General features: G+C 37.2%; 4 protein-coding genes and 3 pseudogenes. 1 reads left to right on the top strand and 6 read right to left on the bottom strand.

Translation table 11 applies throughout. The features are described from left to right. Window positions 1-442: 442 nt before the first annotated feature. Together F458_RS0117375 and F458_RS21100 are read right to left on the bottom strand one after the other, a co-directional pair. Window positions 443-1,381, bottom strand: a complete 939-nt coding sequence (locus tag F458_RS0117375) for a hypothetical protein (protein ID WP_018984716.1) — start codon at window positions 1,379-1,381, stop codon at window positions 443-445. Between the two features lie 548 nt (window positions 1,382-1,929). Further along, window positions 1,930-2,073, bottom strand: a pseudogene (locus F458_RS21100) (IS3 family transposase); the annotation flags it as partial. A 64-nt stretch (window positions 2,074-2,137) separates the two neighbouring features. Between F458_RS21100 and F458_RS20565 the strand changes: the two are divergent. Then, window positions 2,138-3,287: pseudogene (locus tag F458_RS20565) on the top strand (IS30 family transposase). 9 nt (window positions 3,288-3,296) lie between these two features. Here F458_RS20565 and F458_RS0117360 read toward each other — a convergent pair. From F458_RS0117360 to F458_RS0117345, 4 genes and pseudogenes are all read right to left on the bottom strand, one after another. Then, window positions 3,297-3,545: pseudogene (locus tag F458_RS0117360) on the bottom strand (transposase); the annotation flags it as partial. 63 nt (window positions 3,546-3,608) lie between these two features. Continuing rightward, window positions 3,609-4,268, bottom strand: a complete 660-nt coding sequence (locus tag F458_RS20260) for a response regulator (RefSeq protein WP_018984713.1) — start codon at window positions 4,266-4,268, stop codon at window positions 3,609-3,611. Continuing rightward, on the bottom strand, window positions 4,265-4,723 hold the full coding sequence (locus tag F458_RS20255; protein ID WP_018984712.1) for a response regulator: 459 nt from the start codon (window positions 4,721-4,723) through the stop codon (window positions 4,265-4,267). Before F458_RS20255 ends, F458_RS20260 begins: the two co-directional genes overlap by 4 nt. Window positions 4,724-4,725: 2 nt before the next feature. Next, window positions 4,726-8,169, bottom strand: a complete 3,444-nt coding sequence (locus F458_RS0117345) for a hypothetical protein (RefSeq protein WP_156824291.1) — start codon at window positions 8,167-8,169, stop codon at window positions 4,726-4,728. Window positions 8,170-8,721 lie beyond the last annotated feature (552 nt).

Genomic DNA, 8,721 nt, shown 5'->3' with positions numbered 1-8,721 from the left:
AAGCCAATGAGCACTGAGAACTTATCTAACGAGTTAGTCATGACAACCTCCTGAATATGAAGTTTGTTATGTATCCTTTACTCGTCGAAAGTAATATGGATGGCGTTCACTGCATGCCCTGAGTATTCGTTATGAGTAAAGTAACTCATTGCATCGAAGGTAAAGCGGTAATCATCTAATGACTTACGTACAATGTTCGTATGCAATGAGCACATAACCTAAGTTATTTTAATTCAAATAAAGTAGGTTGAATGACCATATTACGTACGGAGCTGACCTACAGCGTGCCTTGACGGGCATTAATAGATAGACAGCAGACGTTCAACACCCCGCTTAGGGGGGCCACTTCCCCTTTAATGACACGTGGGCTAAAATTTGGAGCGAAGCGACTGAGCCCACGTGTTATTGTCCCAGGGAGCTTGCGACCGACTACAGCGGTTTGTTATGCCTTACCTTTCAGATATGAAATTGCCTGTTCTACTTTTTGTAAAATCTCTTTAGCACTGTTTCTTGATATCTCCTCGTCAGACGGGGAGTTAGATTTCAATGAACTAGTGAAAGCATTATCACCATTTATGTTCCAATGCTCAAAAGCATCTTTAACTTCGTTCCACTCAGCAGTTGCACCATAGGATTCTAAGTAGAATTTACCAAAGTTTATAGCGTGTCGTCTGTCAGCGTTTTTTAATGACTCATGCATATAAGAACGGCTGAACATATAAGAATACTTTGAAACAGCGGCAAGTAAGCCTACCGCAACTACGCCTTTAAAAATTAAAAACAACAAGTATTGCCATGAAACATCTTCGCCGAATCCAACTGCTGACTTATAAGTGATAATGACAAAAAATATTACGCCAACTATTAAGGAAGCAGCTCCAACGGCAGCCCAAACTTTTGATAAAAAATGGAAGTTTTCTTCTTTGCTACTTAAAAGGGTAAGAGCGTCTTCAACATATTTATTTGAATTTCGCTGTAGTTTCTGCCTACTCTCTTCTGAAAGTCTTTCTCGCTCTTGTTCTAGCTCAAAGTATGCTTGTTTAAGAGATAATTCTTTTTGCGATATTTCTTTTTGCAAGTGTGACTTTAGCTCAGATATCTCAGCATGTCTGATGTTAGCCTGCTCTTCGAATTCTTGTTGTCTTTTGAGAAGCTTCTTTTCTCGATCAATGAAATACTGCTCTCTTGATTCTAATTCTTTTTGAAATTCTTGTTCTCTCGCATGTATTTCTTCTTTTAATTTAGCACGGTAAGTATTGAGTTCATCTTCCTGATTTTGAATTATATTCCGATACTTTTTAAGTTCAGCTTCTCGTTTAGAATAGTATTTCTCATCGTTCTCGAACCGTAGTCCACTTTGTCCATCTATTCTTTCTTGCATAACAATCCTTTATCAAAAAATGGGCATAACAATTTAGTAGTGCGAAAATCGCGCGTTTTCTCCCGAGCATATGCTCTTTTTTTATCCATAGTGCCATCATTCCGAATTTACTGAAAGTCAAAGAATACAAAGGTTGCGCATAATCGGGTTAATTATGTTTAGGACAAAAACGCGCGATTGGGTCGTTTTCCTGAATATAGGGGAAAGGTCGCTACAACTGTATATCTAGACAGGCACCTAACTCTCAACAATGAAAATATTGTGGTCAGCTATGGCACTCAAGGCAGAACGCTGTTACCAGTCGTGGCAATTTCAGAAATTCGCGCATTGACTCCATCAAGTAATCAATGTGCCAACTTCCGCTTCACGTACATTTGAGACCTTCAGTTTGATACTTTAATACTCGAAAATTGTTTCCCTGCTTGAAATTTGCGTATCTGGTATGAAACTTCATTTTCAATTGCTTGTGAAAACACAGCTTGAACAGAGACACATATAGCAACCTAGTATGAGACTTTATTACTCTCCTACAGCTGATTGGTTTTATCACGCTTCGAATGAGGCTTAGGATTCCAAGCATAATAACCACTAGGGTGCACATCCAGCATCCGACACAACCACCTGACAGGCCAACGGTCGCTTTCGTCCCTGATAAAGGCGTACCTCAGTCGGACTCTTTTGCGAAGTACGCCACTGTAGATTCAATTGATCAATGCAACAAGCATGGTAAAACAAGCGTTAGCGGAGATCTTTTGGATGAAACGAATGTTTACGATACAAGAAAAAGAGTTTGTATTTGATTCCTGGAAAAGCGGAGTTGGCTTTAGTGCCATAGCAAAACTATTAGATACGAAGCCCGGAACCATTTTCACAATGCTGAGGGATACCGGTGGCATAAAGCCTCCAGCGCGTAAAAAGAACAAAGTACATTTAACTCTTGCCGAGCGTGAAGAAATAAGAGTCTCACTGTCAGCCAAGAAAAGTATTCGAGCAATTGCAAAGTCCTTAGACCGATCCCCTTCAACTATACCAGAGAAGTACAGCGTAATCGTGGCAGGAGGTATTACAAAGCCGTAGATGCCAATAACCGCGCAGGAAGAATGCCAAAAAGGCCGAAACAGTGCCTGCTGTCGGCGAATTCGGAGCTTAGAACAGTTGTGTTGGAGAAGCTCGAGCTAAATTGGTCTCCTGAGCAAATATCAGGTTGGCTTAAACGAGTTTTTCCCGTCGTCACTCTATGCGAGTTTCAGCGGAAACCATTTATAAGACGATCTATTTCAGAAGCCGAGCTGCATTGAACCATGTGCTCGTAAAGCATCTGCGACGAGGGCACAGCTTAAGACATAGTAAAAAGCATTCACGGCGCGGAGAGCGCGGAACCATTAATATTGTCGATGGCATTTCTATCCATGAACGAGCCAAAACCATTGATGCCAGAAAGACTTTAGGTCATTGGGAGGGGGACTTAATCACTGGCTCAAAGAATTCTCACGTAGTGACATTAGTCGACCGAAAATCACGTTACACGATACTACTCAAGCTTAAAGGAAAAGATGCCAGCTCAGTAAACGACGCATTAATAAAAAAATTCGAGGAATTACCAAGAAAATTCAAATGCACGCTAACTTGGGATCGGGGAATGGAACTGGCGAAGCATGTTGAGTTCACAGCGATAACCGGTGTTCCGGTCTACTTTTGTGATCCGCAAAGTCCTTGGAAGAGAGGTACCAATGAAAATACTAACTCCCTTATTCGGCAGTACTTCCCTAAAAAAACGTGTTTAGCCCAACACACTCAAGAAGCACTGGGTAAGGTCGCGGCGCAATTGAATAGTCGCCCTCGGAAGACATTGGACTTTAGAACGCCAAAACAGTTAATTGAAAAGAGTGTTGTGTTGACAAGTTAAATTTACAGCGGCTTTTTTTAATATATCCCGCTCTTCAGTGGCCCGTCTCAGTTCTCTTTGCAAGCGTTTAATTTCGGCCTGAGCGTCGGTCAGTTCATTATGTTTGGTGGAATCAGGGCCGTATTTCTTAACCCAAGCACAAAGGCTATGCGTCGTGACATCGAGACGTTTGGCAACATCTGCGACGGAATGACCACGGCCAACACCCTGTTTCACTGCTTCTTGTTTGAATTCTTCGGGGTAGCGTTTTCCGCTCATGAGCACCTCTCTATTTGTAGTTAGTTTATCTAACTAAGAGATGCCTAGGAAATCAGTGGCGATTCACTTATTTATTATTTTTTTAGTCTCGTCAGCATCTTTTAGTTCGCTAACACCGTAAATTTCTTTGATTATCGAAACGCTGCTGAGTTTAACTCCTAAACTAAAACTTGCTCCCAATAAAACAAGACCTGCTACCCAATGTTTCCAATCGACATTATGGTAAAGCCATTTTAAAGTTACTCTTTCTGAGGGAACGTTTACATCAGTTAAAGGCATGTTTACTAATCGCGATCGAGAATTTTCTTTAACAGATTGATAATAATGAATTTTATTAGATATCAAGCGACTGAAATTTTCTGGATCATTAGAAAACAATAGAAAGGGCACACCATAATTTTGCATATGTTCTTTATTAGCCTGATAAGCGTCAACGTGACTCGTAACCGCGATGATGCTGAGTGGTTTTTTGTAGCGTGAATTCGTGAATAGAGCGACTACTAATTCGGTACCTGAGCCTAATGATGGCGGTTCACCAATTGATTGTGGCAAGTTCATATCCACAATTAGCAGGTCATAGTGGGAATCTCTTAGCTTTACTAATGCTTCTCTTGTATTGTTTACAGTTTGTATATCGCAGTCTAAGATTTTGTTAACTACTTTACCGACCAATTCAACTTTTTCATAGTTGTCATCAACAACTAAAATGGAAAACTTACTCATATAAATTTTGACTCCTTAAGTATCTCAGTTAGAGATACTTCCCAGTCCTTGTCAGCAGAACTGTAATAGATAGAGCCAAGGTACTTTTCGCCATATTCTTTATTTAGGTGATTATCTATACTTCCTAGGTCTATCTTGCCTTGCTCAAATGTTCTATACTGAGTGATTACAATAACCGGAAAGAATAGTCCTCTTAACTTTAATTGAGATACAAATTCAAGCCCTGCAAAACTTTCGGGGCTACCGCCAAGAGGATCATCAGGGCTAGGATCAAAATTTGGCATACTCATATCCAAGAAAATAAGATCATAGTCTTTGTTATCAAAGACTTCTTTAAGACCTCCTCTCAGCGAATGTTTAATTTCAATTCTTTCGATAATTTTAAAATTTGAATAGCAGAAAGCTTTTATTTTATTACTTTTCTCTTCCTGATCTTCGACAATCAATATCTTCATCGCTAACCAACCTTTGTTTTTAACGATAAATTTACAAAGAAACTATTGCTATTTGTGTATCCAAAATCTATATGATGTTCAATCCCTAGATCTTTAGCCACTATCTTCCAAATTTTGAAGAAACCTGTTCCACCTTCACTTTGTATTGCATCACGAGTTAATTCCTCATCTCCATACGCTTCCTTATAAAAATTCAAACGGTTATTTTCAATTTCCATATCATCTACATGACTAGTATTATTCGTACATTCTAGAATTAAATTTTCTTCATTTGGCATAGTAACTTTTAGAATTATAAAAACCTCATTTCTATCTAAATTTGATTTTGATATAGCGTTTTCAAATAAAATAAAAAGTACATCAACCCAATACGACACATTTCTTTGAGGTAGTTTGTGATTTAATGTCTCTGTGTATTCTAAATTAATATCTAATGATCTTTTTGCTATTTCGACCGCTGTACTTAACTCAAATTCACCATCGCCATCAGAGTCCACATGTTCAAACCAAGAACCAATAGTATTTATATCGTTACTAATACTCGCTTTTGCGCGACTGACCGCATTTGCTAAGTGTCTTTTTCCAAGTAGTGAAATTGATGAATTTTGGATATCACCAATAAAATTATCAAACTTTTCGTTTAAAGTTGAATGGAAAGTCGTACGTATATAGTCCTTTACTTCGTCTAAAACGTAGTCAGTTTTATGCCATAACCAACTAGTGACAACTTTTACCAAATCTTCATATGATGGAGAGGGCGGAAGTTCAGATTGTATTGCATAAGTTTCCATTGGAGATACTGAATAATTAAACATCCCTTGTGACTTTTCATTTTTGTCCAATGGGCTTTCTAAAGTATAGATTTGGAGTTTTTGGTCGTTAAAAAGAGAGATTTCATCTTCTAGTTGTTTAGTAAATTTCTTTGCTATCGGTAAAAATTCGTCAAACTCTTCATCTTGAAGTTGAATATGAGAATCATTGTTTAATGAGTCTCTATAGCTGGTCACTGATGCAGTCTGAGATACATAAATACATTCTCTCATTGGCGATCTACGAAGTGCTGTTGGTAAAACACCATGTCTGATACGAGTACTCAGATAGTTGTTTATTCCCTTTTCTCCATAAGTAAACTCTTGCCTCATAAGTTTCACAATACTTAAAAACGTAGCATTCTTGGGTGACAACTTTACATCAGGCATAAACACTACTGAAAGCGTTTTCCAGTAATCCTTATCGCTCATATCTTTTCGATTGAAGACTTCAATTAGACTATTAAAATTACTATCGTCATTTGAAACTTCGCTACTTTTAGACGATAGCTCTAAGTATCTATCAAATAACGTTTTGTATGGAGCTGAATTCCGACCTTTAAAAATTGCTGTATCTACATAAATTCTACTATTTTCAACCTGCTGAACAGCTTTCCTAATAATCAGATTTTTACTAATATTTTTAATTTCATATTGCAAATCTTCTGTATTTTCATTTTTGTCAAGAAGATAATTGCAAATTTTTAGCCGGCATTCTTCTATTTCACGAAATGTGTCGAATTCTAAGTAAAGTTTCATTATCTCTGGTGTGCAAACAAATCTTAAAAAATAAGAAATCCTTGCCTGACTAAAAGAAGACTCTTTACCAAAGAGTTCAGTAGGAAACCGAAAACCGTTAGAGGTTATAAAATTTTCGAACGAGAACTTCAGGTTGGAATCAAAATTAGAATTAACGTGCTGGGAATGTAAAGCATATACAATTGGAAGCTCTATTTTTTTTGTTTGGAAATTATTGTCTTCTATAGAACTTAATATCTTTTCGGTATCAAAAATGGAAAAAAGTTTATCAACTTCGATAGAGTGATAAACCACCAAATGTAGTAAACACTCAAACTTACAAAGTTGAATTAATAAATTACTGTAGATCCTTAAGCTTTCTATTTTAGTGATATCATCACTAGACTCTATTAGCGACAACAATATCTCTTCGGCACATTTGAAATTACCTTTCTCAATGTAACTTAGTGCCCTGTATTTACTTAACCGATTGTCATCAATAAGAGCACTTAAATCTTTATTTTGACTTTCGTTATAATCTAGCAAATATAGTGAAGAGGAATCCTGATAACGCTCTCTTAATTTTTCGATATAAGCATCTTTGTCATCAAATACAAAAACTTTCTTGGGAGTATAAGTTCTAGAGAAAAGATACATTCCTACTTCTGAACTTGTAATTACCTCTATTGCACGATTTTTGGATTCCCTTTCTACAAAGTAGCCCAGTTGTTTGAACCATTCAATAGTTCTGAATGAGTTACTCAGACATGCTAGATAGCCTAAAGACACTTCGTATCTGCTGCCTTTAATTAGGACATCTTTCATTGCATAAAGTATCTTGGCGATAAATGATTTACCAATTTCAATATCGACTCTTGCCAGCGACTTAGCTGTCAACTCAGCAAAGGAAAAATCACTTAAAATAATATTGCTTTCTAAACATGCTGATACTACATGGGAATATTTACCTTCAGTATACTTATCAAGTATAAGATACTCTGCCTCATAGGCATCTACCTTATATCTATAACCGAATGAAGCTTTAATGCAGTCTAAGTAGTTATATCCGGTTCGTTCTAACGTATTTATCACTTGCGATAATCGGTAATTAAAAACGTCATCAAAATTCAATCCTTGAACTTTTACATACTCTATACCAAAAATGATAAGTTGATATATATCGATTAAAGATGAGTTTTTCTCTACATCAAATATCCTTTCAAAGTCAATTTTGAAAGTAGTATCCAGTCTAAAAAATCTGTAAAGGAAAAAGTCTCTCAGATCTTCGTTGACCGATCTTTTAATATCGTTCACGTGAGTATTTCGAGAAGTGAAAAATATTTCTGGATCTGTAAAATATGATGTCGAGTAAAAAACAATATATTTTAGAAAGTAGTTTTCTTTAACTGATTCGAAAACATTTCTATTTTGGCTTTTTTGGTCTTCAGCCAAAAAGCTTTCGATAGAACACCTGGTGATGCCAGCCCAAATTGAAACACCACAAGAAGCCTCGATTTCATCTAGAATTTTGAAACAGTCCTCATGTTCACCAAGCAAGATATTGCGATCTAGGTCTTGTCTAAGTAACTGATATTTTCGTATAGCATTTGCATGATGTTCTATTAGCGACAAACACCAAGATAAGTTTTTACTTATCTCAACCATTGAAATTCTTGACAAATACATGTCACTGATGGGCATCTTTTTAGTCAAATTAACTGAATTAGTAAACTGGGGGCTTTTAGCTATAAAAGGGAAGCTTTGGTAAATTTCTTTTGTATTTAAATTTGAAAAAAATCGGTGTAACGCTGTGACTTCGTTTGGCGCGTTTCCTATGACTTTAACAAGTGCAGATTTTATAGGGCTTTGAGGAGCTTTCTTTTTCTTTTTATTTTTCAATTTATATCCCATATCTACATTCAAATCGCTACTAATTCAGTAAACACCTCTTGATTCGATATGATTACTTCGTATGATGTAAATGTCGAATCTACAGTGGCAGAGTCCTTGATTTCTAACGTCCACTTTGGGTGGAAAAAAACGTTAGTCCAGACTATCAAAAAATTTCCAATATGTCTGCTTTTCGCTCATAGTTGAAGCTGAAAAACTAAGTCGTGAAGGTCCGCTTCACGTGCGAAGGAGACCCTCTCCTAAGCGAGGGCGAGGGACTGGTTATAGCACATTCGGCGCTTTCGCTCCTCGCTGCAAAATAACTCGTTCAGTATGAGACTTTATTCCTATCGCTGGATACCGACCCTGCAAGTGGCAAAGTGCGAGTATGAAACTTTATTTTTAACAGTGCCATTTTTGAAATGAATGCTACCGTATATGTGCTGAACCGGGATCAAACTATACTACTCACACACACTCTCTTCGGCCGTCGGACGCCTGCTCCATTTATGAGTGCAGCAAGTGTTCGCTTCTAACAAATGGCAGGAATCCTGGGGTATA

The sequence above is a fragment of the Salinimonas chungwhensis DSM 16280 genome, from assembly GCF_000378185.1.
In the GTDB taxonomy this organism is placed as follows: domain Bacteria; phylum Pseudomonadota; class Gammaproteobacteria; order Enterobacterales; family Alteromonadaceae; genus Alteromonas; species Alteromonas chungwhensis.
This window is presented reverse-complemented; position numbering and strand designations above follow the sequence as displayed.